The sequence below is a fragment of the Streptomyces sp. NBC_01477 genome, from assembly GCF_036227245.1.
GTDB lineage: Bacteria > Actinomycetota > Actinomycetes > Streptomycetales > Streptomycetaceae > Actinacidiphila.
The window spans coordinates 5,881,141-5,904,309 of sequence record NZ_CP109445.1 but is presented as its reverse complement, the minus strand read 5'-3'; the positions used below and the strand labels follow the sequence as shown (position 1 = coordinate 5,904,309).

28 protein-coding genes and 1 tRNA gene are annotated in these 23,169 nt (G+C 72.2%); 10 read left to right on the top strand and 19 right to left on the bottom strand.

All coding sequences use genetic code 11. The features are described 5' to 3' along the window. The first annotated feature begins 52 nt into the window (after nucleotides 1-52). Nucleotides 53-1,090, top strand: a complete 1,038-nt coding sequence (locus tag OHA86_RS25090) for an MDR family NADP-dependent oxidoreductase (protein WP_329178694.1) — start codon at nucleotides 53-55, stop codon at nucleotides 1,088-1,090. Between the two features lie 17 nt (nucleotides 1,091-1,107). Continuing rightward, nucleotides 1,108-1,464: a MerR family transcriptional regulator gene (locus tag OHA86_RS25085; protein WP_329178692.1), complete on the top strand. Its 357-nt coding sequence runs from the start codon at nucleotides 1,108-1,110 to the stop codon at nucleotides 1,462-1,464. A gap of 345 nt (nucleotides 1,465-1,809) precedes the next feature. On the opposite strand, the gene OHA86_RS25080 is transcribed toward OHA86_RS25085, so the two are convergent. The 4 genes from OHA86_RS25080 to OHA86_RS25065 form a co-directional block, all read right to left on the bottom strand. Next, nucleotides 1,810-2,667, bottom strand: coding sequence for a GNAT family N-acetyltransferase (locus OHA86_RS25080; protein ID WP_329178690.1), 858 nt, complete (start codon nucleotides 2,665-2,667; stop codon nucleotides 1,810-1,812). Nucleotides 2,668-2,735: 68 nt separating this feature from the next. After that, nucleotides 2,736-3,683, bottom strand: a complete 948-nt coding sequence (locus OHA86_RS25075; RefSeq protein WP_329182546.1) for an ABC transporter ATP-binding protein — start codon at nucleotides 3,681-3,683, stop codon at nucleotides 2,736-2,738. A 26-nt stretch (nucleotides 3,684-3,709) separates the two neighbouring features. After that, nucleotides 3,710-4,603, bottom strand: coding sequence for an ABC transporter permease (locus OHA86_RS25070; protein WP_443071885.1), 894 nt, complete (start codon nucleotides 4,601-4,603; stop codon nucleotides 3,710-3,712). Beyond that, the gene (locus tag OHA86_RS25065; protein WP_329178688.1) at nucleotides 4,596-5,399 is read right to left on the bottom strand and encodes an ABC transporter permease; all 804 of its coding nucleotides are present in this window, start codon (nucleotides 5,397-5,399) and stop codon (nucleotides 4,596-4,598) included. The genes OHA86_RS25070 and OHA86_RS25065 overlap by 8 nt, the downstream gene beginning before the upstream one ends. Nucleotides 5,400-5,822: 423 nt before the next feature. Between OHA86_RS25065 and OHA86_RS25060 the strand changes: the two genes are divergently transcribed. Next, a complete protein-coding gene (locus tag OHA86_RS25060) occupies nucleotides 5,823-8,096 on the top strand; it encodes a transglycosylase domain-containing protein (RefSeq protein WP_329178687.1) in 2,274 nt (757 codons plus the stop codon). A 172-nt stretch (nucleotides 8,097-8,268) separates the two neighbouring features. Here OHA86_RS25060 and OHA86_RS25055 read toward each other — a convergent pair whose 3' ends face one another. Together OHA86_RS25055 and OHA86_RS25050 are read right to left on the bottom strand one after the other, a co-directional pair. Next, on the bottom strand, nucleotides 8,269-8,571 hold the full coding sequence (locus tag OHA86_RS25055) for a GroES family chaperonin (RefSeq protein WP_329182544.1): 303 nt from the start codon (nucleotides 8,569-8,571) through the stop codon (nucleotides 8,269-8,271). Between the two features lie 49 nt (nucleotides 8,572-8,620). Then, on the bottom strand, nucleotides 8,621-8,947 hold the full coding sequence (locus OHA86_RS25050; protein ID WP_329178685.1) for a DUF3618 domain-containing protein: 327 nt from the start codon (nucleotides 8,945-8,947) through the stop codon (nucleotides 8,621-8,623). A 101-nt stretch (nucleotides 8,948-9,048) separates the two neighbouring features. Here OHA86_RS25050 and bcp point away from each other — a divergent pair, with 101 nt between their 5' ends. The 4 genes from bcp (at nucleotide 9,049) to OHA86_RS25030 (ending at nucleotide 11,147) form a co-directional block, all read left to right on the top strand. Next, nucleotides 9,049-9,516, top strand: coding sequence for a thioredoxin-dependent thiol peroxidase (gene bcp / locus OHA86_RS25045; RefSeq protein ID WP_329178684.1), 468 nt, complete (start codon nucleotides 9,049-9,051; stop codon nucleotides 9,514-9,516). A gap of 75 nt (nucleotides 9,517-9,591) precedes the next feature. Continuing rightward, nucleotides 9,592-10,212, top strand: coding sequence for an HNH endonuclease signature motif containing protein (locus OHA86_RS25040; protein ID WP_329178682.1), 621 nt, complete (start codon nucleotides 9,592-9,594; stop codon nucleotides 10,210-10,212). Continuing rightward, nucleotides 10,209-11,066 (top strand): HNH endonuclease, encoded by an 858-nt coding sequence (locus OHA86_RS25035; RefSeq protein WP_443071884.1) that lies wholly within the window; start codon nucleotides 10,209-10,211, stop codon nucleotides 11,064-11,066. Before OHA86_RS25040 ends, OHA86_RS25035 begins: the two co-directional genes overlap by 4 nt. A 6-nt stretch (nucleotides 11,067-11,072) precedes the next feature. Then, nucleotides 11,073-11,147: transfer RNA gene (locus OHA86_RS25030), tRNA-Leu, on the top strand. 48 nt (nucleotides 11,148-11,195) lie between these two features. On the opposite strand, the gene rdgB is transcribed toward OHA86_RS25030, so the two are convergent. The 4 genes from rdgB to OHA86_RS25010 all read right to left on the bottom strand — a co-directional run bounded on the left by rdgB (nucleotide 11,196) and on the right by OHA86_RS25010 (nucleotide 13,453). Next, nucleotides 11,196-11,801, bottom strand: a complete 606-nt coding sequence (rdgB, locus tag OHA86_RS25025) for an RdgB/HAM1 family non-canonical purine NTP pyrophosphatase (RefSeq protein WP_329178680.1) — start codon at nucleotides 11,799-11,801, stop codon at nucleotides 11,196-11,198. Between the two features lie 16 nt (nucleotides 11,802-11,817). Next, nucleotides 11,818-12,225 (bottom strand): hypothetical protein, encoded by a 408-nt coding sequence (locus OHA86_RS25020; protein WP_329178678.1) that lies wholly within the window; start codon nucleotides 12,223-12,225, stop codon nucleotides 11,818-11,820. 93 nt (nucleotides 12,226-12,318) lie between these two features. Next, nucleotides 12,319-13,053, bottom strand: a complete 735-nt coding sequence (gene rph / locus OHA86_RS25015) for a ribonuclease PH (protein ID WP_329178676.1) — start codon at nucleotides 13,051-13,053, stop codon at nucleotides 12,319-12,321. Nucleotides 13,054-13,219: 166 nt separating this feature from the next. Then, on the bottom strand, nucleotides 13,220-13,453 hold the full coding sequence (locus tag OHA86_RS25010) for a glucose PTS transporter subunit EIIB (RefSeq protein ID WP_033175692.1): 234 nt from the start codon (nucleotides 13,451-13,453) through the stop codon (nucleotides 13,220-13,222). Between the two features lie 483 nt (nucleotides 13,454-13,936). Here OHA86_RS25010 and OHA86_RS25005 point away from each other — a divergent pair, with 483 nt between their 5' ends. Beyond that, nucleotides 13,937-15,220, top strand: a complete 1,284-nt coding sequence (locus OHA86_RS25005) for a PTS transporter subunit EIIC (RefSeq protein WP_329178674.1) — start codon at nucleotides 13,937-13,939, stop codon at nucleotides 15,218-15,220. Between the two features lie 39 nt (nucleotides 15,221-15,259). Here OHA86_RS25005 and OHA86_RS25000 read toward each other — a convergent pair whose 3' ends face one another. From OHA86_RS25000 to clpS, 8 genes are all read right to left on the bottom strand, one after another. Further along, complete coding sequence (locus OHA86_RS25000; protein WP_329178672.1) at nucleotides 15,260-16,012, bottom strand: MBL fold metallo-hydrolase; 753 nt, start codon at nucleotides 16,010-16,012, stop codon at nucleotides 15,260-15,262. Between the two features lie 273 nt (nucleotides 16,013-16,285). Further along, nucleotides 16,286-17,236, bottom strand: coding sequence for a PLP-dependent cysteine synthase family protein (locus OHA86_RS24995; protein ID WP_329178670.1), 951 nt, complete (start codon nucleotides 17,234-17,236; stop codon nucleotides 16,286-16,288). Then, a complete protein-coding gene (locus OHA86_RS24990) occupies nucleotides 17,236-17,514 on the bottom strand; it encodes a MoaD/ThiS family protein (RefSeq protein WP_329178668.1) in 279 nt (92 codons plus the stop codon). The genes OHA86_RS24995 and OHA86_RS24990 overlap by 1 nt, the downstream gene beginning before the upstream one ends. A gap of 113 nt (nucleotides 17,515-17,627) precedes the next feature. Then, nucleotides 17,628-17,732, bottom strand: coding sequence for a putative leader peptide (locus OHA86_RS24985; protein WP_329178666.1), 105 nt, complete (start codon nucleotides 17,730-17,732; stop codon nucleotides 17,628-17,630). Between the two features lie 59 nt (nucleotides 17,733-17,791). Further along, on the bottom strand, nucleotides 17,792-18,202 hold the full coding sequence (locus OHA86_RS24980; RefSeq protein ID WP_073493638.1) for a Mov34/MPN/PAD-1 family protein: 411 nt from the start codon (nucleotides 18,200-18,202) through the stop codon (nucleotides 17,792-17,794). Nucleotides 18,203-18,251: 49 nt separating this feature from the next. Next, nucleotides 18,252-19,721: an amino acid permease gene (locus tag OHA86_RS24975; protein ID WP_329178663.1), complete on the bottom strand. Its 1,470-nt coding sequence runs from the start codon at nucleotides 19,719-19,721 to the stop codon at nucleotides 18,252-18,254. A gap of 72 nt (nucleotides 19,722-19,793) precedes the next feature. Next, nucleotides 19,794-20,357, bottom strand: a complete 564-nt coding sequence (locus tag OHA86_RS24970; protein WP_329178661.1) for a DUF2017 domain-containing protein — start codon at nucleotides 20,355-20,357, stop codon at nucleotides 19,794-19,796. After that, nucleotides 20,357-20,677 (bottom strand): ATP-dependent Clp protease adapter ClpS, encoded by a 321-nt coding sequence (gene clpS, locus OHA86_RS24965; RefSeq protein WP_329178659.1) that lies wholly within the window; start codon nucleotides 20,675-20,677, stop codon nucleotides 20,357-20,359. Before clpS ends, OHA86_RS24970 begins: the two co-directional genes overlap by 1 nt. 111 nt (nucleotides 20,678-20,788) lie before the next feature. Between clpS and OHA86_RS24960 the strand changes: the two genes are divergently transcribed. Both OHA86_RS24960 and OHA86_RS24955 read left to right on the top strand, forming a co-directional pair. Next, nucleotides 20,789-22,111, top strand: a complete 1,323-nt coding sequence (locus OHA86_RS24960; protein WP_329178657.1) for a nicotinate phosphoribosyltransferase — start codon at nucleotides 20,789-20,791, stop codon at nucleotides 22,109-22,111. A 101-nt stretch (nucleotides 22,112-22,212) separates the two neighbouring features. Continuing rightward, nucleotides 22,213-22,788, top strand: a complete 576-nt coding sequence (locus OHA86_RS24955; protein ID WP_329178656.1) for a nicotinamidase — start codon at nucleotides 22,213-22,215, stop codon at nucleotides 22,786-22,788. Nucleotides 22,789-22,803: 15 nt separating this feature from the next. Here the strand turns inward: OHA86_RS24955 and OHA86_RS24950 are convergent, their stop codons facing one another. Further along, a complete protein-coding gene (locus OHA86_RS24950; RefSeq protein ID WP_329178654.1) occupies nucleotides 22,804-23,106 on the bottom strand; it encodes a hypothetical protein in 303 nt (100 codons plus the stop codon). Nucleotides 23,107-23,169: the final 63 nt, after the last annotated feature.

Below are 23,169 nucleotides of genomic sequence, written 5' to 3'. Positions count from 1 at the left end.
GGACACGCGAGCGTGCCGCCGCCGCACCGATCCCAGGCCCAGGAGTCCGCACATGGCCACAGCTCCGTCCCCCGCCGACCTGCCCGGCACCGCCCGCGAAGTCCGGCTCACCGCGCTGCCCGCTGGGCTGCCCGCCCGGGAGCACTTCGCCGTCGTCGAGACACCGCTGCCCGCGCCCGCGCCGGACCAGGTCGTCGTCAGGAACCGCCACTTCCTGGTCTTCGCCGCGCTGTGCAGCCTGATCGGCGGCGCCGAGGGGCTGCCGCTGCCCGCGCTCAAGGCGGGCGACACGCTCTTCGGCCCGGCCATCGGCGAGGTGGTGGCCGCGCCCGACGGCAGCGCGCTGCGCCCGGGCGACCTGGTCCAGCACTGGCTCGGCTGGCGGGACTACGCGGTCGTCCCCGCCGCCGGGTGCACCCCGCTGGACGGCACGCTGCCCGACCCGGTCGCGCACCTCGCCCCGGGCTCGGCCGCCTACGGCGCGCTGACCCGGTACGCCAACATCCGCGCGGGCGACACCGTCCTGGTCACCGGGGCGGCGGGCGCGGTGGGCTCACTGGCCGGGCAGATCGCCCGGCTGCTCGGCGCCGGGCGGGTCATCGGCAGCACCGGCTCACCGGCGAAGGCCGAGCGGCTGGTCTCCGAACTGGGTTACGACGCGGTCGTCCTGCGCGGCGCGGACCGCCCCTTCGCCGAGCAGCTCGCCGAGGCGGCGCCCGACGGCATCGACGTAGTGCTGGACAACGTCGCGGGCGAGCAACTGGTCGCCGCCCTCGGCGCCGCCCGGCAGGGCGCCCGTTTCGCCCTGGTCGGTACGCTGTCCGGCCAGCTCTCGCAGACGCGCGGCGGCGGCGCGCCGGTGGAGATCGACGCCTTCCAGCTGATCCTGCGCGGTATCTCGCTGCGCGGCTACACCGGCGCGGACCACCCCGAGGTGGACGGCGAATGGACCGCCCGCCTCGGCGAATGGCTGCGGTCCGGGGCGATCCGCCTGCCGTACACCGCGGTCGCGGGCCTCGACAACGCACCGCAGGCCTTCGAGGACTTGCTCGGCGGCAAGCACTTCGGCACTGTGGTCGTGGAGCCGTAGCGGAACGGGGTGGCACGATGCGGATCGGCGAGGCGGCGGCTGCGGCCGGCACGACACCGAGGGCGCTGCGCTTCTACGAGCAGCGCGGACTCCTGCCGCCGCCGGCCCGCACCGCGTCCGGGCAGCGCGAATACGCTGCCGCTGAGGTGGCCAGGGTTCGGGTCATCCGGGAGCTGCTGGGCCTCGGCCTGACCGTGGAGGACCTGCGCGAGTGCGCCGACCGGTTGCACCTGCTGGCGGAGGGGGCCCGCCCGCGCTGCGCTCCGGCGGCGCCGTCCGGGGGCATCGTGGGGAGGCGGCTCGCGTCCCTCGACGCGGAGATCTCCCGTCTCACCGATCTCCGCAACGCCCTCGCCGGCCGAGCAGCCCCCTGACCCCCGGGTGCCCCGGGGATGCCCCTTGCGGTGACCTGCCGCCCGCGCCCCGGTGGTGGGCCGGTCGCGCAGTTCCCCGCGCCCCTGGGGGGGTGCCACATTCTGTGTCGGTCACAGTGCCGCTGCCCTGTGGCTGAGCGCGCAGTTCCTCGCGCCCCTGGGGGGGTGCGGCCCGTTTCCACACAACGGTCCGTCGTGGCTGGTCGCGCAGTTCCCCGCGCCCCTGCGGGGCTCGGTTCCTCCTGCGCAGAGGATGCGCTTCTGCCAGAGGCTCCCCTGCCGCAGAGGACGAGCCCCCCGGGGGCGCGGGGGACCGTCGGAGCGTAAATGCACCGCGCGGAGCGGCTAGCCGAGTTCCAGGCTCGTCGTCGCGTAGACCGCCTCGGCGCGAGCGTACGGCTCGGGGCCTGAGTACATGCGGGTGCAGCGGAAGGATTCGGTCAGGCCGCGGGACGTGGCCAGGAGGGTCGCCGTCGGGTGGTGGTCGGGGACGTCGATCGAGACGTCGGCGTCGGCCGGCACCCCGAGGACGAGCGCGTCGAAGAGGGCCGCCGCGCCCTCGGGACTGTCGGCGAACAGCGGCCCGATACGCAGGCCGTCGTGGGCCGGGCGGATCACGCCGTAGCCGGTGACATGCCCGTTGGCGTCCAGCAGGACCCGCGCGGTGTGGTCCTCCGCGGTGAGCCACCTGCTCAGGAAGGCGTGCCGCTCCGCGGGAAAGCACCCGCTGTCGTACGCGCTGATCGCGTCGAGGTGATACGGCGTCACCGACCCCACCGTGCCCGCCCCGGCGGAGGGCTCGGCGGCCCGGGGGCGCCCGGTGTGGCGGACGTTGTCGTAGGCCGCGGTGAAGCCGGACCGCTCGTACAGGCCGCGCTGCGCGGGCACCGCGTCGAGGCCGACGACCCGGCCCTTGGCGTGCGGCAGCGCGGCGTTCCACGTGGCCATGCCCAGGCCGGTGCCGCGGTGCTCGGGGTGCACCAGGTAGTGGCCGAGGAAGGCGAAGTCCGGCGAGTAGGCCACGACCGAGACGGCCGAGACGATCCGGCCGTCGAGCCTGCCGACCAGGAAGCCGGCCGGGTCCGTGTGGCGGAAGCACTCCGCGTCGCCCCGGCCGGGGTTCCAGCCCTCGGCCACGGCCCATTCCACGATCTCGTCCCAGTCCGCCGCTGTCGCCTCGGCGACGGTGAAGTCCTCCGGCACGTGAACTCCCTTGTCTCGGTTCCCGGGTCGCCCGGACGGGCGATCCGGTACGGACGGTTCCGGGGATGTTACGCCGCCCCGTACATCCGGGCGATGACATCTTCGATCGCGGGTTCACGGACCGACAGGTCCACCAGCGGGTGGCTCGCGGCGAGCGCGGTCACCAGCGGCGCCGCGCTCTCGCCCGCGGGGAAGGCCAGCCACTGGCGCGGCCCCTCGCTGCGCACCCAGCGTGCGCCCGGCACATCGACGGGCGGCAGTTCGCGGGCGAAGTCCACGACCAGGGTGCGTTCGGACTCGCCGACCGCGTGCAGCCCGTCGAGGCCGCCGTCGTACATCAGCCGGCCGTGGTCGATGACCATCACCCGGCTGCACAGCGTCTCGATGTCGGTCAGGTCGTGGGTGGTGAGCAGCACGGTGGTGCCGCGTTCGGCGTTGACGGTCCGCAGGAAGTCGCGGACCTTGGCCTTGCTGACGACGTCGAGCCCGATCGTCGGCTCGTCCAGGTACAGCACCTCGGGGTCGTGCAGCAGCGCCGCCGCGATGTCGCCGCGCATCCGCTGCCCGAGCGAGAGCTGGCGCACCGGCACGTCGAGCAGCGGCCCGAGGTCGAGCAGGTCGACGCAGGCCGCCAGGTTGCGGGCGTACCGCGCGTCCTCGATGCGGTACATCCTGCGGACCAGCTGGTAGGAGTCGCGCAGCGGCAGGTCCCACCACAAGGTGGTGCGCTGGCCGAAGACGACACCGATCCTGCGGGCCAGCCGGGCGCGTTCGCGGGTCGGGTCGATGCCCGCGACCCGCACCCGGCCGCCGCTGGGGTTGAGGATGCCGGTGAGCATCTTGATGGTGGTGGACTTGCCGGCGCCGTTCGGGCCGATGTAGCCGACCATCTCGCCGGGCGGCACGGTGAAGGAGATGCCGTCGACCGCCCTGACCTGGCGGCGCTCCCGGCGCAGCGTGCCGGCCACCTTGCGGCGTACGTCGAAGACCTTCTCCACGCCGTCGAGCGCGATCATCGGTTCCACGGACGGGTTCACGTGACTCAGCTCCCGGTACTGCGGTAGGAACGGATGCCCGCGCGCCACGCGAGGCCGGCCAGCGCGCAGCACAGCACGGCCACCGCGGGCGACAGGAAGTCCACCCAGCCGGGCAGGCCGAGCGGGTCGGGCCTGCCGAGGATGCGCAGCGCGGGCAGCCAGTTGACGAAGGCCAGCGGTACGACGAAGGTGACGCCCCGCACCAGCTCACGGGAGAACAGCCCCGGCGGGTACTGGAGCATGGTGTTGCCGCCGTAGGTGACGGAGCTCTGGACCTCGGCGGCGTCGCCCGCCCAGAACTGGAAGGCGGCGCCCGCGACGAAGACCGCGCAGAAGATCGCCGCCCCGGCCAGCAGCGTCGCCGGCAGCAGCAGGACCTTCAGCGGCGTCCAGTCCAGGTCGAGCCGCAGCAGCGCCCAGCCCAGCACCATGCCGCCCTGGAGGATCCGGCCGAGCCTGCGCAGCGCGAACCGGTCGGCGGCGACCTGGGCCAGCACCGGAACCGGGCGCAGCAGCAGCGTGTCGAAGGTGCCGTCCCTGACCCGGCGGCCCAGCCGGTCCATGGAGCCCATGAGCAGGTCGGCGAGCCCGAAGGACGTGCTGGCGGTGCCGTAGAGGAAGGCGACCTCGGGGAGCGTGAAGCCGCCCAGCGCGTGGATGTGCGAGAACATCAGCACGATCGTGACGAAGTCCAGCCCGGTCGCGGCGAAATTGCCCAGCGCGGTCATCACGAAGGACGTGCGGTACGCCATCGTGGACCGCATCCACATCGCGACGACCAGCCCGTAGGCGCGGACGCTCTCGGCGACCGGCCCGGGTGTCCTGGCGCCCGCGCCCGGCGCGACGGCCCGCGGCTCCGCCTCCGCCTCCGCCTCAGCCTCAGCCTCAGCCTCAGCCACCCTGGACCACCACCCGGCGGGTCGCGACCGCCTGGAGCAGCCGCCCCGCGGCCAGCAGCGCCGCGGCCCAGCCCGCCTGGAAGGCCAGCGCGAGCAGCGCGCCGGTGCCGCGGTGCTGCCCGAGCAGCACGTCGGCGGGCACCTGGAGCAGCGCCGACCACGGCAGCGCGCGGGCGATCCCGCCGAGCGCGCCGGGGAAGACGTTCAGCGGCAGCGTCATCCCGGAGAAGAACAGCCCGGTGATCCACGCGGCCTGGGCGACCCCCGTCCCGTCCAGCAGCCAGAACGCGCACAGTGCCACCAGGAAGCGGACCGCGAAGCTCACCACCACCCCCAGCAGCACGGACACGGCGAACAGCGCCCAGGTCAGCGCGGACGACGGCACCGCCAGGTCGAAGACCAGCGCCCCGCACACCAGCGGCAGCACCCCGCGGCCCAGCAGGTGGAAGCCGGCCCTGCCCAGGTCGGCGGCCAGCCACCAGCCCTGGAGGTCGGCCGGCCGGTAGAGGTCGACCGCGATGTCGCCCGACCTGATCCGCTCCATCAGCTCGTCCTCGAAGCCGCCGCCCATCAGCGCCATCGTGACCAGCAGGCCCTGCCCGATCCACACATACGTCAGCGCCTGCGCCTCGGTGTAGCCGCCCAGGTGCGGGCGCTGGTTCCACAGCGCGATATAGCTGTACGAAATGATCAGGCCGAAAACCGTATTGGTGAAAACACCCGCCGCGGTGGCCACGCGATACGTCGCATAGCGCCGGAAGCCGCGGACCACGACGGCACCGTAGAAGCCGCCCATTCCCCCCGCCTCTCCGCCGGAAAACATCAGGAAGCACCGGAGCGCACCGGAAAACGCCGAACCGTGCCGGAATACACCGGAACACGCCGGAACACGGCGCCCGGACCGTCCGGCACACAAGCGTCCGAGCCTAGTGCGCGCCGAGCCGCGGCTTCCACCGGTTTTCCGCCCGCCGGTGACGGGCGGCGCGACCCACCGGTGACGGGCGGCTCGGGCCCGCCGGGGACCGGCGGCGCGCCGTCACACCTGTCACAGCCCTGTCACGGATGCGTGCCGCCCGATCCGGACCGCCGGATGATGCGGCACTGTGGGATGAGGCCGCTCATGGGGTGTACGTACATGTACGGGTACGTCCATGCCGATCGGCCCAGGTTTTTCCGCCGCGGACCCAACCCCGGCGGCGGATGAGGAGTCCCTACAGATATGAGCGACGCGCACTACGGGACGGCGGGCGGCTCCGGCGGGCGGCCCCGCAGGACCGGCCTGCGGCGGCTGCTGCCCACCTGGCGGGTGATCACCGGCATGGTGCTCACCGGCCTCGTGCTGCTGATCGGCGCCTTCTTCCTCGGCTACGCCCTGGTGTCCATCCCCGACGCCAATGCGGCGGCCGTCGCGCAGAGCAACGTCTACTACTACGCCGACGGCAAGACCGAGCTGGCCCGCGACGGCGCCGTCAACCGGCAGAACGTGTCGCTGGCCGAGGTCGCCAGGACCGCCCAGCACGCGGTGCTCTCCGCCGAGGACCGGAACTTCTACCACGAGAGCGCGGTCAGCCCGAAGGCGATGCTGCGGGCCGCCTGGAACACCGCGTCCGGCAAGGGCAGGCAGTCCGGTTCCACCATCACCCAGCAGTATGTGAAGAACTACTACCTGAACCAGAACCAGACCGCGTCCCGCAAGGTCAAGGAATTCTTCATCGCGATCAAACTCGATCGCAACGAGTCCAAGGACGAAATCCTTGAGGGCTATCTCAACAGCAGCTACTACGGGCGCAACGCGTACGGAATCCAGGCCGCCGCACAGGCCTATTTCAACAAGGACGCCGCGGACCTGACCACGGCGGAGGGCGCGTACCTCGCCACCCTGCTCAACGCGCCCAGCGAGTACGACCTGTCCGCCCACCCGGAAAACGCGCCGGCGGCCAAGGGGCGCTGGAATTACGTGCTCGACGGCATGGTCAAGGAGGGCTGGCTCACCGCCTCCGAGCGCGATGCCACCGCCTTCCCCGCCATCGGCAAGCCCAAGCCGATCGCCAGCAAGGCCGGCCAGCGCGGCTACATCATCGAGGCCGTCAACCAGTACCTCGACGACCACCACATCGTGGACTCCGACTCCCTGCGGCTCGGCGGCTACCGCATCGTCACCAGCATCCAGAAGCCCAAGGAGGACGCCTTCGTCACGGCCGCGCAGGCCAACGTCTACGACAAGCTCGGCCACAACGCCGCCGACAAGTACGTCCGGGCCGGCGGCGCCTCGATCGACCCGGCCACCGGTGACGTCGTCGCCCTCTACGGCGGCATCGACTACACCAAGCAGTACGTCAGCAGCGCCACCAACGCGACCTATCCGCCGGGCTCCACCTTCAAGCCGGTGATCCTCACCGCCGCCCTCCAGCACGCGTCCAGGACCCAGGACGACGACCTCATCACCCCGACCACCGTCTACGACGGCGAGAACAAGCGCCCCGTCGTCGGCCCCGACGGCCCGGTGGGCTACGCGCCGGAGAACGAGGACCGGAAGTCCTACGGCCGGATCAACGTCACCCGGGCGATGGACAAGTCCGTCAACGCGGTCTACGCGCAGATGGCGCAGGACGTCGGCACCCAGAAGGTCATAGACACCGCCCGCGACCTGGGCATGCCCGACGACGTCAAGATCCCCACCACCCCCGCGATGGCACTCGGCTCCTTCGGCGCCAGCCCGCTGGACATGGCGCAGGTCTACGCCACGCTCGCCAACCACGGCCGGCAGATCCCGTACACGGTGGTGCTCAAGGTCACCAAGGACGGCAACGACCTGCCGCTGCCCAAGCGGGAGCCGCAGCAGTCCGTGCCGCGCGCCGCCGCGGACACCACGACGTCGGTGCTGCGCAGCGTCGTGGAGAGCTCGGGCGCCACCGCCGTCGTCGCCCAGGACTCCGGCTGGCCCTCGGCCGCCAAGACCGGCACCGCGGACAACGACATCGCCGCCTGGTTCGCCGGCTACACCCCGAAGCTGGCGACCGTCGTCGCCGTGCTCGGCATGGACCCCGACACCGGCGGCCAGAAGAAGCTCTACGGCTCCATGGACCAGTCGCGGATCAACGGCGGCGGCCCGCCCGGCGACGTCTGGGCGGCCTATACGGCGGCGGCGCTGCACAATGTGGCGGTCCAGGACTTCGACCTCGACGTGAACAAGGACGACCTGCCCCCGTCCGCGTCCGCCACCGACGACCCGTCGCCGACCGACACGGGCACCTCGGAGCCGCCCAGCAGCGGCCCCCCGCCGAGCAGCGAGGCACCGCCCAGCGGCCCGCCGAGCACCCCGCCGACCAGGCGGCCGACCGGCCCGGCGTCCGAGCCGCCCACCCGCGAGCCGACCACCGCTCCCCCGACCCTCGACCCGCTCGGCGGCCTCACCGGCGGCGGGGCCGGGGGCGGCGGCGGAGGTGGCGGCGGGGCCAGCCCGAACGGGCCGGGCGGCGACACGGGCGGATAGCGGGTCCGGGAGGCTGAGGCCTTCGGTTCCGGGGCTTTGGCGGCTCGGCCGAGTCGACCCGGCGGGTGTCGACCCGGCGGGTGTCGACCCGGCGGGTGTCGACCCGGCGGGTGTCGACCCGGCGGGTGTCAGGGTCCCGGAGGTCCGGGACCCCCGGGAGGTCTCAGCGGCCTCAGAGGTACAGGCCGGTCGAGTCGTCCGTGCCCTTGAGGCGCTCCGAGGCCACCGCGTGCAGATCGCGCTCCCGCATCAGGACGTACGCCACCCCCCGCACCTCGACCTCGGCGCGGTCCTCCGGGTCGTACAGCACCCGGTCGCCGACCTCCACGGTCCGCACGTTCTGCCCCACCGCGACGACCTCGGCCCACGCCAGGCGGCGCCCCACGGCGGCAGTCGCCGGGATCAGGATGCCGCCGCCGCTGCGGCGCTCGCCCTCGCCTGACTCCTGCCGCACCAGGACACGGTCGTGCAGCATCCGGATGGGCAGTTTGTCGTGCTCACTGTTCGACCTCACGCCCACGACGTTACCGGCGGCGGCGCCACGCCGAGAGACCGGTCACCGCGAAGATCAGCGCGACCCCGGCCACCGCGACCGGCAGTATCCGCTCCGGGCGCGGCGCGCCCTCGTCGGTGACGAAATGCGCCTTGGCCCTGCTGACCGCCCGGTTCGCGGCGACATACGCCTGCCCGACGGTGTGGTCCACCGTGGAGACGGCCTTGGCCTTCGTGTCCCGCGCGATCGTCACCGGGTGCACGCGGACCGCGAGCTCGTCCAGCGTCGCGGCCAGATCCTGCCGCCTGCGGGCAATCTCCGCCTCGATCTGAGCGGGCGTCCTGACGTCGTCCGACACCGCGTCTCCTCCATCGCCTGATTAGGTAGCGTTCGGACAGTCTGTCAGTACGACGCGGCCAGCGCCTCGTCGGCACCCCCGTTTGACTGAGGAGCTTTTCCATGGCCGAGCGCCTGTCACCCGGCGACCCCGCCCCCGACTTCACCCTCCAGGACGCCGACGGCAAGCCCGTGTCCCTCGCCGACCACCGCGGCCGCAAGGTCATCGTCTACTTCTACCCCGCCGCCATGACCCCGGGCTGCACCAAGCAGGCGTGCGACTTCACCGACAATCTGGACCAGCTGGCCACCGCCGGCTACGACGTCCTCGGGATCTCGCCCGACGCGCCGGAGAAGCTGGCGAAGTTCCGCACGAAGGAATCCCTCCGCGTCACGCTTCTGTCCGATCCTGACCGCGCCACACTCACCGCTTACGCGGCCTACGGCGAGAAGACGAATTACGGCAGGACGGTGATGGGCGTGATCCGCTCCACGGTCATCGTCGACGAGGAGGGCAAGGTCGAGCACGCCTTCTACAACGTCAAGGCGACCGGCCACGTGGCCAAACTCATCCGCGACCTCGGCGTCTGACCCCCCGTCACCCGGGCCGCCCGGCGTCGTTACTCCGTACGGGGCACGAACGTGCGCCCGAGGAACGGAGGGAACGTGGCAGTCAGATACACCCGCGAGTTGCTGGAGGAAGCCGTCCGGGTGACGGGGCACATCGATGACGCCGTCCGCCACTGCGGAGGCCGCCCGACACCCGGCAGCACACGGTATCTGCGTCGGAAACTGGCCGAGGCCGGGATCGACGCCCCGCACCTCGCCACCGGTCGGGTGCGGCACACCGAGGACCGCTTGCGGGAGGCCGTCGCGGCTTCCTCCAGCATCGCGGACGTCGTACGGCGGCTGGGGATCAGCCCGGTGGGCGGCAACCAGACCCACGTCAGCCGCCGGATAGCCGCGCTGGCGATCGACACCGGCCATTTCACCCGGGCGCCCGCCCAGCGTCCGGGCGCCCGACGGCCCGGTCTTCTGTGCCTGCGCACACCCGAGGAAGGCAGAACCCCCGGCCGGCGGCTGCGGCGCGCGCTCATCGCCGCCGGAGTGCCGGAGAGGTGCGGGATGTGCGGCACGGGACCGGAGTGGAACGGTCGGCCGCTCGTCCTGGAAGTCGACCACATCAGCGGCCAGTGGTGGGACGACAGACCGCGGAACCTCCGGCTGCTGTGCCCCAACTGCCACGCGGTCACGGACACGTATCGCGGGCGCAAGAGGCCGTCGTGAGCGCGGTGGCGTACACCCGCGACGCGTTGCGGCGCACAGCCGCCGTGTCGACCAGCCTCGTCGACATGCTGCGACGGCTCGACTCGCCGCTCGGCAGCGGCCCGCTGCGCTACCTCCGCAGTCGCCTGGCCCACTACGGGGTCGACACCGGCCACTTCACCGCCGAGCCGCTGCCACCACGCGCCCGGCGCAGCTACCCACGGGAGCAGCTGGAAAAGGCAGCCGCGCACTCGCACAGCGTGCGGGAAGTCCTCGAGTATCTGGGTTACCCGGCACGCGACAGCCCGTACGGCCACGTCCGCAGGAAGCTCGACGAATTCGGCATCGACACGAGCCACTTCACCAGCGGACGCAGATCCACCCCCGGCGTCATCCCGCGGGAGGCGTGTGAGGCGGCGGTTGCCGGGGCGACGAGCCTCGCCGGGGCGCTCCGGCACCTCCGGATCGCCGACAGCGGAGCGGCCCGGGCGCGGCTGCGCCGCAGTCTGACGGCACACGAAATCAGCACCGCCCACTTCACCGGCCAGGCGCACGGCCGCGGCAGAGCCTCGCCGTACCGGCTGTCCGCGGACCGGATCCTGCGTCGACGGGAGCCGGGGGCGAACCGTGCGAAGACCGCCTTGTTGCGGCGGGCACTCGACGAGCTGGGCGTGCCGCACCTCTGCTCCGAGTGCGGTGTCGGCGACCTCTGGCAGGGCAGGCGGCTGGTGCTGGAGATCGACCACACCAACGGCGACCCGCTGGACAACCGCCGTGAGAACCTGCGGTATTTGTGTCCGTCGTGCCACAGCCAGACGCCGACGTACTCCCACCGGTTACGACACGTGCCCGCGCCTGCCGACCCAGTAGAGTAGCGCTGCGGGCCCGTACCCCAGCTGGCAAGAGGGCGCCGGTTTAGGTCCGGTGTGTCGTGGGTTCGAGTCCCACCGGGCCCATCGCCGAGGGCGCGGCACTCCACGGAGTGCCGCGCCTTTTCGATGCGTTCAGCCCAGGAGTTCCGCGACCAGGGGGGCCAGGGCGCGGAAGGCCTTGCCGCGGTGGCTGATGGCGTTCTTCTCCGCGGGGGTCAGCTCGGCGCAGGTGCGGGTGTCGCCGTCGGGCTGGAGGATCGGGTCGTAGCCGAAGCCGCCCGCGCCGGACGGGGCGTGGCGCAGGGTGCCGGTGAGGTGGCCCTCGACCACGCGGGTGGTGCCGTCGGGCAGGGCGAGGGCGGCGGCGCAGGCGAAGTGGGCGGCGCGGTGCGGGGCGTCGATGTCGCCGAGCTGGGCGAGCAGCAGGGCGAGGTTGGCCGCGTCGTCGCCGTGCCGTCCGGCCCAGCGGGCGGAGAAGATGCCGGGGGCGCCGCCGAGGACGTCGACGCACAGGCCCGAGTCGTCGGCGACCGAGGGCAGCCCGGTGGCCTCGGCGAGGGTGCGCGCCTTGAGCAGCGCGTTCTCGGCGAAGGTGACGCCGGTTTCCTTGACGTCGGGGATGTGGGGGTAGGCGTCGGCCCCGACGAGGTCGACGTCGAGTCCTGTGCCGGTCAGGATCGCCCGGAGTTCTGTGACCTTGTGGGCGTTGCGGGTGGCGAGTACGAGGCGGCGCGTCATGGGCCGATTATCCCGGTCAGCCCGGGGTGCAGATGTCGGTGAGGTGGCCGGCGGCCCGGGTGACGGGTCTCAGGTCGGGGTTGCGGCCCGCGGCGGCGGAGGTGCGGGCATTGCGCACCGCGGTGTCGAGGTCGTCGGCGGCGGTGCCGACGTCGGAGTCGTCGGTGCGGTCGCCGAGGTTCTTCAGGTCGGCCCGCACCTTGTCCAGGGCGGCGACGGTGGCGTGCCGCCGGGTGGGGTCGGAGACCTGGCCGATGTTGGTGGCGGTGCTCTGCAGGTCCTGGAGGTCGCCCGCGACGGTGGCGGCGGTCCTGGCGCAGTCCAGCGCGCGGTCGACGCTGTCGCAGCCGGTGAGGGCGGCGGTGGCGGCCAGCAGCAGTGCGGTGCAGGCGGTGCCGGTACGTAAGGCGGTACGGGCGTGCATGAGGGCTCCCCTCCCCTGCGCGGGCACCCGGCGGCGTACCGCGTGCATCTGTAGACACGCGGCAGGCCACCGCCGGGGTTGCCCGGGCGGGGGTCAGCCCCCGGTGGCGGCCAGGGCGGCCTGCTGGGCCGCGGTCAGCTCGGCGCAGCCGTTGACGGCGAGGGCGAGCAGGGCGTCCAGCTCGGCGCGGTCGAAGGGCTGGCCCTCCGCGGTGCCCTGCACCTCGACGAAGCGGCCGTCGCCGGTGCAGACGACGTTCATGTCGGTCTCGGCCTTGACGTCCTCCTCGTAGGCGAGGTCGAGCAGCGGCTCGCCGCCGACGATGCCGACGCTCACGGCGGCGACGGTGCCGGTCAGGGGACGGGACTTGGCTTTGATGAAGTGGTTGCCCTGCATCCAGGTGACGGCGTCGGCGAGGGCGACGTAGGCGCCGGTGATCGCGGCGGTTCGGGTGCCGCCGTCGGCCTGGAGGACGTCGCAGTCCAGGACGACGGTGTTCTCGCCGAGGGCCTTGTAGTCGATGACCGCGCGCAGGGAGCGGCCGATGAGGCGGGAGATCTCGTGGGTACGGCCGCCGATCTTGCCGCGGACGGATTCGCGGTCGCCGCGGGTGTTGGTGGCGCGGGGCAGCATCGAATACTCGGCGGTGACCCAGCCTTCGCCGCTGCCCTTGCGCCAGCGGGGCACGCCCTGGGTGGCGCTGGCGGTGCACAGCACCCGGGTGTCGCCGAAGGACACCAGGACGGAGCCTTCCGCGTGCTTGCTCCAGCTGCGCTCAATCGTGACGGGGCGAAGCTGATCCGGCCTGCGGCCGTCAAATCGTGACATCCCCCGAGCCTATCCGGGTGACCCCGGCCCCCTCACCACCCCGCCAGCCCGCCGCCCCGGGGCACCCGCCCCTGGATCCGCCGGCTCCGCACATCTGCCCCCGGGTGCCAGGGGGCGCGGCGGAGGCGGGGCAGACGCGAGGTTCGGGGTGGAGGGAGCCCGGGGGCTACATCATGTCTTCGATGTCCGACGCGATCGGATCCGCGTCCGTCCCGATCACGACCTGAATCGCCGTACCCATCTTCACCACGCCGTGCGCGCCGGCGGCCTTGAGTGCGGCCTCGTCGACGAGGGAGGGGTCGACGACCTCCGTGCGCAGGCGGGTGATGCAGCCCTCGACCTCTTCGATGTTGTCGAGTCCGCCGAGCCCGGCGACGATCTTCTCTGCCTTGGTGGCCATCTGAGTCTCCCTGTTTCTCCGACCCACCGCGGGTCCGTCATGTCACGTTAACGCACGGTTGGCCCAGCTTCGCGAGCGGTCGATCCCACGGTGGACCACCATGTCGATCATGGACGCCGGTCTCCCGCATCCCCAAGTGGTCTACACCACTGTACGCGACCGGCCCGCCCAGGACCGGCCCGGGTGAGCGCGCAGGGCCGCCGCCGCGCGACCCGGCCGCGGCTGGAGCGGCCGGTTCTTCCCGGGCCTGCGGAAGAGGGGCCGCAGCCCGCAAGGAGAGGGAGCGGGACACCGTCAAGTAGCGCGACTTTCCGTGACGGCGGCGCGAACCGTACGTCACACCCCCTGGTCAGCGAACCCGGGGGTCTTCGCTGTGCGTGAGCGGTGTGACGCAGCGCACCCGGAATCGTGGATTCCTTTACGCGCATCCGACGTGTTACAAAGGTCTACACCACTAAGTGGTATAGACCACGGAGGATTCTGATGACAACCGCCACGGCCCCCGACGACGCCGCTCCCGCGGCTCCCTCGGCTCCCGCGAAGAAGCGCGGTTCCGGGATTTTCCAGGGCCTGCAGAAGATCGGCCGCAGCCTTCAGCTGCCGATCGCGGTCCTGCCCGCCGCCGGCATCATGGTCCGGCTGGGCCAGCCCGACGTCTTCGGCAGCGACGGCCTGGGCTGGGACAAGGTCGCGTCCGTCTTCGGCAACGCCGGCGGGGCGCTGACCGGCGCCCTGCCGATGCTGTTCTGCATAGGCGTGGCCATCGGCTTCGCCAAGAAGTCCGACGGCTCGACCGCGCTGGCCGCCCTGGTCGGCTTCCTGGTCTATTCCAAGGTACTGCAGGCCTTCCCCGTTCACGACGCGGTGATCAACACCACAGCCAACAGCGGTATCGACGTCGCCGCGGTCTACAACGACCCCGGTGTGCTCGGCGGCATCATCATGGGCCTGCTCTCCGCGGTCGTCTGGCAGCGCTTCCACCGCACCAAGCTGGTGGAGTGGCTGGGCTTCTTCAACGGCCGGCGCCTGGTCCCGATCCTGATGGCCTTCGTCGGCCTGGCCGTGGGCGTCTTCTTCGGCCTGGTCTGGGAGCCGATCGGTGAGGGCATCACCCACTTCGGCAACTGGATGACGGGCCTGGGCCCGGGCGGCGCCGCCCTCTTCGGCGGCGTGAACCGCGCGCTGATCCCGGTCGGCATGCACCAGTTCGTCAACGCGGTGGCCTGGTTCCAGATCGGCGACTTCACCGACGCCACCGGCACCGTCGTGCACGGCGACATCCCGCGCTTCCTGGCGGGCGACCACAGCGCGGGCATGTTCCAGTCCGGCTTCTTCCCGATCATGATGTTCGGCCTGCCCGCCGCCGCGCTGGCGATGGCGCACACCGCGCGCCCCGAGCGCCGCAAGGCCGTGCTCGGCATGATGGTGTCCATCGGCCTGACCTCGTTCGTGACCGGTGTCACCGAGCCGATCGAGTTCTCGTTCATGTTCATCGCGCCGGTGCTGTACGTGATCCACATCCTGCTGACCGCCGCGTCGATGGCCATCACCTGGGGCCTGGGTGTGCACGCCGGCTTCAACTTCTCGGCCGGCCTGATCGACTACGCGCTGAACTGGAGCCATGCCACCAAGCCGTGGCTGATCATCCCGATCGGCCTGGTGTTCGCGGCGGTCTACTACGTCGTGTTCCGGTTCGCGATCGTGAGGTTCGACCTCAAGACCCCGGGCCGCGAGCCCGCGGAGGAGATCGAGGACCTGACCAAGTAGGCCAGGACCGGCAGGGACGCACGAGGGCGGGCGCCCGGTCTACAGCTCGTAGACCGCGCCCGCCTTCGCCAGTTCCACCGGGCCGTCGAAGGCGGCCCGGGCGTCGCGCAGGTTGGCCATGGGGCTGGTCCAGGGCGGGATGTGGGTCAGCACCAGCCGGGACACCCCGGCGCGGGCGGCGATCTGCCCGGCCTCGCGGCCGTTGAGGTGCAGCTCGGGGATGTCCTCCTTGCCGTACATGAAGGACGCCTCGCACAGGAAGAGGTCCGCGCCCCGGGCGAGGGTGTCGAGCGCGTCGCAGGGGCCGGTGTCGCCGGAGTAGGTGAGCGTGCGGCCCTGGTAGCCGAGCCGGAAGCCGTAGGCCTCGACGGGGTGGCTGACCAGGTCGGTGCTGATGTCGAACGGGCCGAGCCGGAAGCTGCCCGGCTGGAGGGTGCGGAAGTCGAAGACCTCGCTCATGCACTTCTCGTCGGGTACGTCCCCGTAGGCGATGTTCAGCCGGCGCTCGGTGCCGGCCGGGCCGTAGACCGGGATCGCGGCGGCCGGGCCGCCGTCGTGGCGGTAGTAGCGGGCCACGAAGTAGCCGCACATGTCGATGCAGTGGTCGGCGTGCAGGTGGCTCAGCACGACCGCGTCGAGGTCGTAGAGCCCGCAGTGGCGCTGCAGTTCGCCCAGGGCGCCGTTGCCCATGTCGATCAGCAGCCGGAAGCCGTCGGCCTCGACGAGATAGCTCGAACAAGCCGAGTCCACGGACGGGAACGACCCCGAGCAGCCGACGACGGTGAGCTTCATTCCGGGAAACACCTCCGAGGGCGCGCCGCAATCACCCCTTTCCTGGCGGGGCGGGGGAATTGGCGGAAGCGGTCCGCCATGTCTTGCCGAGGGTAGAGCGCAAGGCGGTGCGCTGGGCCTCCACGGCGCCCCGTTGTGGGCGGAATCACCAGTCCGGGGGGTCTTTTACGTCCCGTACGGCCGCACTTGGCGCTTTGTGTTCGACGGCGGCAGGCGGGGGCGGGCGGTACGCCGGACGGGCGGGGGTCCCGTCCGGCGCGCCGCCGCTGCGGGTCAGGCCCAGAGCTGGCCGTGCAGGGCGGCCACCGCGGCCTCGGTGGTCGGCGCGGTGTAGATGCCGGTGGACAGGTACTTCCAGCCGCCGTCGGCGACGACGAAGACCACGTCGGCCCGCTCGCCCGCGCGCTCGGCCTTGGCGGCGACGCCGAGCGCCGCGTGCAGGGCCGCGCCGGTGGACACTCCGGCGAAGATGCCCTCCTGCTGGAGCAGTTCGCGGGTGCGGCGGACCGCGTCCTGGGAGCCGACCGAGAAGCGGGTGGTGAGCACCGACTCGTCGTACAGCTCGGGCACGAAGCCCTCGTCGAGATTGCGCAGCCCGTAGACCAGGTCGTCGTAGCGCGGCTCGGCGGCGACGATGGCGACGCCGGGGACCTTCTCGCGCAGGAAGCGGCCGACGCCCATCAGGGTGCCCGTGGTGCCCAGGCCCGCGACGAAGTGGGTGATGGTCGGCAGGTCGGCGAGGATCTCCGGGCCCGTGGTGGTGTAGTGCGCCCCGGAGTTGGCGGGGTTGCCGTACTGGTAGAGCATCACCCAGTCGGGGTGCTCCGCGGCCAGTTCCTTGGCGACCCGCACCGCGGTGTTGGAGCCGCCGGCCGCGGGCGAGGAGATGATCTCGGCGCCCCACATCGTGAGCAGTTCGCGGCGCTCCGAGGAGGTGTTCTCGGGCATCACGCAGACGATGCGGTAGCCCTTGAGCCGGGCGGCCATCGCCAGCGAGATGCCGGTGTTGCCGGAGGTCGGCTCCAGGATGGTGCAGCCGGGGGTGAGCCGCCCCTCGGCCTCGGCCCGCTCGACCATGTGCAGGGCCGGGCGGTCCTTGACCGAGCCGGTCGGGTTGCGGTCCTCCAGCTTGGCCCAGACGCTCACGGCGTCGGACGGTGACAGGCGCGGCAGGCGGACCAGCGGGGTGTTGCCGACCGCCGCCAGCGGGCTGTCGTAGCGCATCAGGCCATGCCCCCGGCGACGGCGGGCAGGATCGTCACGCTGTCGCCGTCGGCGAGCTCGGTGGTGATGCCGTCCAGGAAGCGGACGTCCTCGTCGTTGAGGTAGACGTTGACGAAGCGGCGCAGCTCGCCGCCGTCGACCACCCGGTCCCGCAGCCCCGCGTGGCGGCTGTCGAGGTCGGTGAGCAGCTCGTCGAGCGTGCTGCCCGCGCCTTCGACGGACTTCTCGCCGTCGGTGTAGGTGCGGAGGATGGTCGGGATGCGGACCTCGATGGCCATGTCTGCGCTCCAGTGAGTGCGTGGGTGCGGGGACGGGCTGGTGCTCGTCGCGGGCGGGGCTGCGGTGCCGTGCGGGCCGTACGGGGTGCGGGCGGGGCGGCGCGGTGGTGCGGTCAGGCGCGCGGACACGCCGCGCTGGTGCGGCGGCACAGATCGACGTGCAGCCGCGCCACGAGCGGCGTGCCCGGCGCATTGTCGCTCACGTCGGAGAAAACCATGCGCTCATCGTATCGATTCCCCGAACCGGGCTCAGGCGCACGTCTCGGCATCCGGAACGTCAGGCGTACGAAGCCACTACTTTGACCGGTTCTTCCGTGACGGCACCGTCCACGATGCGGAACGAGCGGAACTGGAAGTCCTCCGCGGTCGACACCAGGACGTAGTGCGCGCCCGGCTCGTTGGCGTAGGAGATGTCGGTGCGGGACGGGTACGCCTCGGTCGCGGTGTGCGAGTGGTAGACGATCACCGGCTCCTCGTCCCGGTCGTCGAGGTCCCGGTAGAGCTTGAGCAGGTCGGTGGAGTCGAACTCGTAGAAGGTCGGCGAGCGGGCAGCGTTCAGCATCGGGATGAACCGCTCGGGGCGGCCGCTGCCCTCCGGCCCCGCCACGATGCCGCAGGCCTCGTCGGGGTGGTCGGCGCGGGCGTGGGCCACGATCGCGTCGTACAGCTCCTGGGTGATGGTCAGCATGCGGGAAAAGTAACAGGGGCGGCCGGGGCTCCAGCAGGGCGCCGCCGCCTCACAGCGCGGCGGCGTCCGGGGTGGTCCGCGGGCCGTCCGCGAGGCCGCCCTCCGGCGACGGCGGCACATGGGCGCGGCGGGCGAAGGCGGCCGGGTTGCGCCGCTTGAGCACCCGGTGGCCGGCCGCCAGCGCGGCGAACCACAGCGGGACGCCGTAGAGCGAGATCCGCGCCTGGCTGTCGGCGCCGATCAGCACCACGACCACGGCCAGGAAGCCCAGCGCGGCCCAGCTGGCCGCGGCGCCGCCCGGCGCGGTGAACCAGGCGGGCGCGGCCCGCCCGGCGCGCACGGCGGCCCGGTAGCGGATGTGCGAGCCGAGGATCACCGCCCAGGTCCACACCCCGGCGACGGTCGCGAAGGCGGTGATGTACGTGAACGCGCCCGCCGGGTCGACGTAGTTGAGCCACACCCCGATGCCCATCACGCCGACCGAGGCGAGCGTGCCGGCCGCCGGGGTGCGGCGCGCGGTCAGCCGGCCGAACAGCTGCGGCCCCTGGCCGTTGACGGCCAGGTCGCGCAGCATCCGGCCGGTGGAGTACATCCCGGAGTTGCACGAGGACAGGGCGGCGGACAGCACCACGAAATTCACGATGCCGGCGCCGAAGGGGATGCCGATCTTGGCAAAGGCGGCCACGAACGGGCTGACGCCCGGGCTGAATTCGGTCCAGGACACCACGCAGAGGATCACGGTCAGCGCGCCGACGTAGAACAGCGCGATGCGCCACGGCAGGGTGTTGATGGCCCGGGGCAGCGTCTTGCGCGGGTTCTGCGCCTCGCCCGCGGTCACCCCGACGAGTTCGACCGCGACGTAGGCGAACATGACGATCTGCAGGGTCAGCAGCGAGCTGCCGACCCCGTTGGGGAAGAAGCCGCCGTCGCGCCACAGGTGGCCGACCGACGCGGTGTCACCGGCCGCGGACAGGCCGAGTGTCAGCACGCCGACGCCGATCAGGATCATCCCCAGGATCGCGGTGACCTTGATCATCGACAGCCAGAACTCGACCTCGCCGAACAGCTTCACCGAGATCAGGTTGGCCGCGAAGAGCAGCAGCAGGAAGCCGGCCGCCGCGCTCCACTGCGGCACCTGCGGCCACCAGTAGGCGACATACGTGGCGGCGGCGGTCACTTCTGCCATCCCGGTGACCACCCACAGCAGCCAGTACGTCCAGCCGGTGGCGTAACCGGTGAACGGGCCGAGGAATTCGCGGGCGTAGTCGGCGAAGGAGCCGGACACCGGCCGGTAGGTCAGCAGCTCGCCCAGCGCCCGCATGATCGCGAAGATGACGACGCCGGCGACGGCGTACATCAGGATCAGGCTGGGGCCGGCCTGGTGGATGGCGCGGCCCGCGCCGAGGAAGAGCCCGGTGCCGATGGCGCCGCCGATCGCGATCATCTGGATCTGCCGGCTGCCGAGGCCGCGCGCGTATTCCTCGTCGGCCTCGGCCGGTACGTCCTTCGGGTCCGTCATGCCCGGATCCGTACCACGCGGGCGCGGCGCCGAAATCCGTACTGGGCCACCGGAGGGGTCCTCGCGGGCGCCCTACGGCATCAGCGTCTCGACCAGCGACTCCTGGAGCGCGCCGAGCCACAGGTAGGCCACCACCATCGGCTTGCGCTCGTCGTCGTCCGGCAGGTGGTACAGCTCGTTGTCGTCGTCCTCGGTGATGTCCAGGTACGCGCCGATGGTCAGCCGCAGATCGTTGAGGGTGCCCAGCCACTGCCTGGACTCCTCGGGCGTGAGGTCCAGCTGCGCGCCGCCCCGGTCCAGGCAGCGCACCATGGCCAGCGCGTCGTCGCGCTTGCGGGCCCGCAGGTCGTTCTCGGTGAAGCGGCGGAATTCCGAGGCGTCCGCCTGCTCCTCGTAGGCGTCGGGGAACAGCCTGGCCAGCGCCGGGTCGTCCGGCGGCTTGCTGGGCCCCTCGGCGAACAGCTCGGCCAGCGGGTCGGCGTCCGCGTCGGCCGCGCCCGGTCCCGGGCCGACCAGCTCCAGCAGCTGGACGACCAGGGAGCGCAGGATGGAGATCTCGCCCCGGTCCAGCGCGATGGCGGCGCCGCCGCCCCGCACCGCCTCGAAGTAGCCCGAACGGGCCCGCTTGCGGCCCATCAGCGGTCCTGCGACAGCGTCGCCCACAGGCCGTAGCCGTGCATCGCCTGCACGTCGCGTTCCATCTCCTCGCGGCTGCCGCTGGAGACCACGGCCCTGCCCTTGTGGTGGACGTCCTGCATGAGTTTGGTGGCCTTGCCCTTCGAATAGCCGAAGTACGCCTGAAAGACGTATGTCACGTAGCTCATGAGGTTGACCGGGTCGTTGTGCACGATCGTCACCCACGGGACGTCCGGTTCGGGAGCGGCGAACGGCGCTTCGCTCGACTCGGGGCGTTCGGTCTCGACGGGCTCGACTGGGGCGACACTCACAGGTTCCATGCTGCCGCTGTTGTGGGGTCTCGCACAAATGGGCGTGCTCGCGGGGGTGTGAGGGCGCGCACACCCCGGAGATCTCGTCAGTTTGACGAGATCGGGGGTAGCATCCCGGTCATGAGCACAGCAGAGCTGGGACTGCCGGTGGACGTGCCGTCCACCGCGCTTTTCACCGACCGCTACGAGCTGACCATGCTGCAGGCGGCGCTGCGCAGCGGGGCCGCACAGCGCCGCTCGGTCTTCGAGGCCTTCACCCGGCGGCTGCCGGAAGGCCGCCGCTACGGCGTCGTCGCCGGCACCGGCCGGGTGCTCGACGCCGTCGAGAACTTCCGCTTCGACGCGCCCGTCCTGGACTTCCTGCGGCGCGAGCACGTCGTGGACGAGGCGACACTCGAATGGCTGGCGGGATACCGCTTCACGGGTGACATCTGGGGCTACCCCGAGGGCGAGGTCTACTTCCCCGGCTCCCCGGTCCTGCGGGTCGAGGGCACCTTCGCCGAGGCGGTCGTGCTGGAGACGGTGGTCCTGTCGATCCTCAACCACGACTCGGCCATCGCCGCCGCCGCCTCCCGGATGGCCGTCGCCGCCGGCGGGCGCCCGCTGATGGAGATGGGCGCCCGGCGCACCCACGAGCTGGCGGCGGTCGCCGCCTCCCGCGCCGCCTACGTCGGCGGCTTCCGCACCTCCTCCAACCTCGCGGCCGGCTTCCGCTACGGCATCCCCACCGTCGGCACCAGCGCCCACGCCTTCACGCTGCTGCACGACACCGAGCGGGACGCCTTCACCGCCCAGGTCGAGTCCCTCGGCCGCGGCACCACCCTGCTGGTCGACACCTACGACGTGGCGACCGCGGTACGCGCCGCCGTGGAGATCGCCGGGCCCGAGCTGGGCGCGGTGCGCATCGACTCCGGCGACCTGCTGCTGCTCGCCCACCGGGTGCGCCAGCAGCTGGACGACCTCGGGGCCAAGCAGACCAGGATCGTGGTCACCTCCGACCTGGACGAGTACGCCATCGCCTCGCTGGCGGCCGCGCCGGTCGACTCCTACGGGGTCGGTACGTCGCTGGTCACCGGCAGCGGGCACCCGACGTGCTCGATGGTCTACAAGCTGGTCGCCCGCGCGGCGGGCGGCGAACCGCTGGTGCCGGTGGCGAAGAAGTCGATGGGCGGGAAGACGAGCGTCGGCGGCAGGAAGTGGGCCGCGCGCCGGGTCGACGAGGACGGGGTCGCCGTCGCGGAGGTCGTCGGCAGCGGGGCGGTCCCCGAGGACCTCGTGGACCGCCAGCTCCTCGTCCCGCTGGTGCGGGCCGGCGAGGTCGTCGGGCGCGAGCCCCTGGAGGCGGCCCACGTGCGCCACATCGAGGCCAGGGCCGGCCTCCCGCTGTCGGCCACCCAGCTCTCCCGCGGCGAACCCGCCCTCCCCACAGAACAGACCGCCTAGCGCCTGTACGGGGTGCCCCCGGGGGGCGCCCCTGTCGCAGGCCGGGGGGCGGGGTCAGCGATACGCTCGGGCCGTCTTCACACATCCGCCGGAAGGGCATCATGCACCGCGCACTGATTGTCGTCGACGTGCAGAACGACTTCTGCGAGGGGGGCAGTCTCGCGGTGTCCGGGGGGGCGGACGTGGCCGCCGGGGTCACGGACCTGATCGGCGAGACGGCCGGCAGCTACCGGCATGTCGTGGCCACCCGGGACCACCACATCGAACCGGGGAGCCACTTCTCCGCCGAGCCGGACTTCGTCACCACCTGGCCCGTGCACTGCGTGGCGGGCACCGAGGGCGTCGGCTTCCACCCGAACTTCGCCCCCGCGGTGGCCTCGGGCGCGGTGGACGCGGTCTTCGACAAGGGCGCCTACGCGGCGGCGTACAGCGGTTTCGAGGGCCGGGACGAGAACGGCGCCGGGCTCGCGGACTGGCTGCGGGAGCGCGAGGTCGGCGAGGTGGACGTCGTGGGGATCGCCACCGACCACTGCGTGCGCGCGACGGCCCTGGACTCGGCCAGGGAGGGCTTCGCGACCCGGGTGCTGGTCGGGCTGACCGCCGGGGTGGCGAAGGAGACCACCGAGCGGGCGCTGGACGAGCTGCGGGCCGCGGGCGTGGAGCTGGTGCAGCCGTAAGGCGTACGGCCGGCCCTAGACCCGGTTCAGGGTCGAGATCGGGTGCCAGGGGTCCGACGTCCTGGCGTGGTGGTCGCGCCAGATGAGCCCGTCCGGGTGATGCAGCACCGCGGTGATCTCGTCCGGGGTGGGGGGCTCGGCGTTGCCGGTCAGGCGGGTGCCGCGGAAGCCGAGGTTGCTCAGCCGGGTCAGGGCGCGCTGCCGGTTCAGCGCGTGCACCACGACCCGTACCGTGTGCGCCGGGTCGGCAGGGTGCGCCAGCACGAGCGCCACGACGACCGTGCCGCTCGGCAGCTTGCTGAAACCTCCGACCGCCATGGTCACATCATCGGCCGTTCGGCCGCCGCCCACCAGCAGGCGACGGCCGAACGTAGCGTTACC

What these genes read in the sequence shown, in the direction of transcription:
- OHA86_RS25090 (WP_329178694.1), top strand. Translation starts at nt 53, where the DNA reads ATGGCCACAGCTCCGTCCCCCGCCGACCTGCCCGGCACCGCCCGCGAA.
- OHA86_RS25085 (WP_329178692.1), top strand. Translation starts at nt 1,108, where the DNA reads ATGCGGATCGGCGAGGCGGCGGCTGCGGCCGGCACGACACCGAGGGCG.
- OHA86_RS25075 (WP_329182546.1), bottom strand. Translation starts at nt 3,683, where the DNA reads ATGATCGCGCTCGACGGCGTGGAGAAGGTCTTCGACGTACGCCGCAAG.
- OHA86_RS25065 (WP_329178688.1), bottom strand. Translation starts at nt 5,399, where the DNA reads ATGGGCGGCTTCTACGGTGCCGTCGTGGTCCGCGGCTTCCGGCGCTAT.
- OHA86_RS25060 (WP_329178687.1), top strand. Translation starts at nt 5,823, where the DNA reads ATGAGCGACGCGCACTACGGGACGGCGGGCGGCTCCGGCGGGCGGCCC.
- OHA86_RS25055 (WP_329182544.1), bottom strand. Translation starts at nt 8,571, where the DNA reads ATGCTGCACGACCGTGTCCTGGTGCGGCAGGAGTCAGGCGAGGGCGAG.
- bcp (WP_329178684.1), top strand. Translation starts at nt 9,049, where the DNA reads ATGGCCGAGCGCCTGTCACCCGGCGACCCCGCCCCCGACTTCACCCTC.
- rdgB (WP_329178680.1), bottom strand. Translation starts at nt 11,801, where the DNA reads ATGACGCGCCGCCTCGTACTCGCCACCCGCAACGCCCACAAGGTCACA.
- OHA86_RS25020 (WP_329178678.1), bottom strand. Translation starts at nt 12,225, where the DNA reads ATGCACGCCCGTACCGCCTTACGTACCGGCACCGCCTGCACCGCACTG.
- rph (WP_329178676.1), bottom strand. Translation starts at nt 13,053, where the DNA reads ATGTCACGATTTGACGGCCGCAGGCCGGATCAGCTTCGCCCCGTCACG.
- OHA86_RS25010 (WP_033175692.1), bottom strand. Translation starts at nt 13,453, where the DNA reads ATGGCCACCAAGGCAGAGAAGATCGTCGCCGGGCTCGGCGGACTCGAC.
- OHA86_RS25005 (WP_329178674.1), top strand. Translation starts at nt 13,937, where the DNA reads ATGACAACCGCCACGGCCCCCGACGACGCCGCTCCCGCGGCTCCCTCG.
- OHA86_RS25000 (WP_329178672.1), bottom strand. Translation starts at nt 16,012, where the DNA reads ATGAAGCTCACCGTCGTCGGCTGCTCGGGGTCGTTCCCGTCCGTGGAC.
- OHA86_RS24995 (WP_329178670.1), bottom strand. Translation starts at nt 17,236, where the DNA reads ATGCGCTACGACAGCCCGCTGGCGGCGGTCGGCAACACCCCGCTGGTC.
- OHA86_RS24990 (WP_329178668.1), bottom strand. Translation starts at nt 17,514, where the DNA reads ATGGCCATCGAGGTCCGCATCCCGACCATCCTCCGCACCTACACCGAC.
- OHA86_RS24985 (WP_329178666.1), bottom strand. Translation starts at nt 17,732, where the DNA reads ATGGTTTTCTCCGACGTGAGCGACAATGCGCCGGGCACGCCGCTCGTG.
- OHA86_RS24980 (WP_073493638.1), bottom strand. Translation starts at nt 18,202, where the DNA reads ATGCTGACCATCACCCAGGAGCTGTACGACGCGATCGTGGCCCACGCC.
- OHA86_RS24975 (WP_329178663.1), bottom strand. Translation starts at nt 19,721, where the DNA reads ATGACGGACCCGAAGGACGTACCGGCCGAGGCCGACGAGGAATACGCG.
- OHA86_RS24970 (WP_329178661.1), bottom strand. Translation starts at nt 20,357, where the DNA reads ATGGGCCGCAAGCGGGCCCGTTCGGGCTACTTCGAGGCGGTGCGGGGC.
- clpS (WP_329178659.1), bottom strand. Translation starts at nt 20,677, where the DNA reads ATGGAACCTGTGAGTGTCGCCCCAGTCGAGCCCGTCGAGACCGAACGC.
- OHA86_RS24960 (WP_329178657.1), top strand. Translation starts at nt 20,789, where the DNA reads ATGAGCACAGCAGAGCTGGGACTGCCGGTGGACGTGCCGTCCACCGCG.
- OHA86_RS24955 (WP_329178656.1), top strand. Translation starts at nt 22,213, where the DNA reads ATGCACCGCGCACTGATTGTCGTCGACGTGCAGAACGACTTCTGCGAG.
- OHA86_RS24950 (WP_329178654.1), bottom strand. Translation starts at nt 23,106, where the DNA reads ATGGCGGTCGGAGGTTTCAGCAAGCTGCCGAGCGGCACGGTCGTCGTG.